This is a genomic window from Acidovorax sp. SUPP2539, assembly GCF_030158975.1.
GTDB lineage: Bacteria > Pseudomonadota > Gammaproteobacteria > Burkholderiales > Burkholderiaceae_C > Paracidovorax.
Map to the genome: position 1 here is coordinate 1 of NZ_BQXJ01000017.1, position 1702 is coordinate 1702.

The following is a 1702-nucleotide window of genomic DNA, read 5'->3' on the forward strand; positions in this document are numbered from 1 at the left end:
TACCACACTTATGGACTCTTGGCCTCCATCACCAATCCGTTCGGGCAGAAGCTCTTGCTTGATTACCAACCGTCGGGCCGGCTGACCTCCGTCATCACGCCCGATCAGCAAACCATCGGCTATGCCTACGACGGTAGCGGCCGGCTCTCCAGCGTCACCTATCCCGATGGCAAGAGCCGGTCCTTCCTGTACGAAGATGCGGGCTTCCCGCAGGCCCTCACCGGCATCGTGGACGAGACCGGCGCGCGCTGGGGCACCTTCGGCTACGACAGCACGGGCCGGGCCACCAGCACCGAACTGGCCGGCAGCGTCAACCGCTACCAGGTGAGCTATCCGGCAGCCGATGGCTCCGGCGCCACCGTCATCGACCCCCTGGGCACGGCGCGCACCTTCAACTACAGCCTCAACCTGGGCAAACTGGTCGTCAGTGGTGCCAGCAAGCCCGATCCACTGGGCAAGCCCGATGCCGCGCAGCGTGTGCAGAACGCGCAAGGGCTGATCGACTCCGAGACGGACTTTCTCGGAAGCGTGACGACGTACCAATGGGATGCGGGCAGGCGCGTGCCGCTGAGCACCACGCAGGCCAGCGGCACGGCGCAGGCGCGCACGACCAGCACCGAATGGCACCCACAGTGGCGCCTGCCGGTCAAGGTGACGGAGGCGGGCCGCGAGACGGCCTACACGTACGACGGCCAGGGCAACGTCCTCACGCAGACGATCAAGGACACCTCGGTGAACCCGTCCGTCTCGCGCACCTGGGTCTGGACCTACCACCCCTCGGGCCTGGTCGCCAGCGAGACCGACCCGGGCGGCGCTGTGACCACCTACGCCTACGACAGCGCGGGCCACCTCACCCAGGCCACCAACGCGCTGGGCCAGAGCAGCCTGTACACCCACGACGCGGCCGGCCGGGTGCTCACCCACACCGCACCCACGGGCTTGGTGAGCAGCTACCAGTACGACGCGCGCGGGCGGCTCACGCGGGCGCAGCGCGGCGACGAGGTCAGCAGCTACACCTACACCGCCAGCGGGCAACTGGCCAGCGCCAGCGTGGCCAGCGGCTACGCCACCAGCTACACCTACGACGCCGCGCAGCGCCTGACCGGCTGGAGCGACAACCGGGGGGCGAGCGCCAGCTACACCCTGGACGGCATGGGCAACCGGATCAATGAGAGCATCACCGATGCGCAAGGCCAGGCCGCATGGACGGTCGCGCGCACCATCAACAGCTTGAACCGGGTGGAGAGCGTCACCATCGGCTCGGCCGCGACCGGCACGGTCAGCACCAGCGGCTATGGCTACGACGCCAACGGCGAACTCATCCGCAGCACCGAGATCGTTGGGGGCGCCAGCCGCAGCACCACCCTCGCGCTGGACGCGCTGCGGCGCGTGAAGACCCTCACCAACGCGCAGAACGCCAGTGCCGCGCTGGAATACAACGCCCAGGATGCCGTCACCAAAGCCACGGACTTCAAGAGCGTGGCCACCAGCTACACGCGGGATGCCCTGGGCAATGCCAGCCAGGAAGCCAGCGCCGACAGCGGCACGCTCACGCGCACCTACGACAGCCTGGGCCTGCCGCAAAGCCTCACCGACGCGCTGGGGCGGGCCACCGCCATCACGCGCGATGCGCTGGGCCGGCCCACGCAGATCGTGAGCAGCCTGGGCGGCGCGAGCCGCACCACCGTGCTGCGCTACGACC

1 pseudogene is annotated in these 1702 nt (G+C 69.0%); it reads left to right on the top strand.

What is annotated here, in order from left to right:
* Nucleotides 1–18: 18 nt before the first annotated feature.
* A pseudogene (locus tag AVTE2539_RS26205) lies at nt 19–1702 on the top strand (hypothetical protein); the annotation flags it as partial.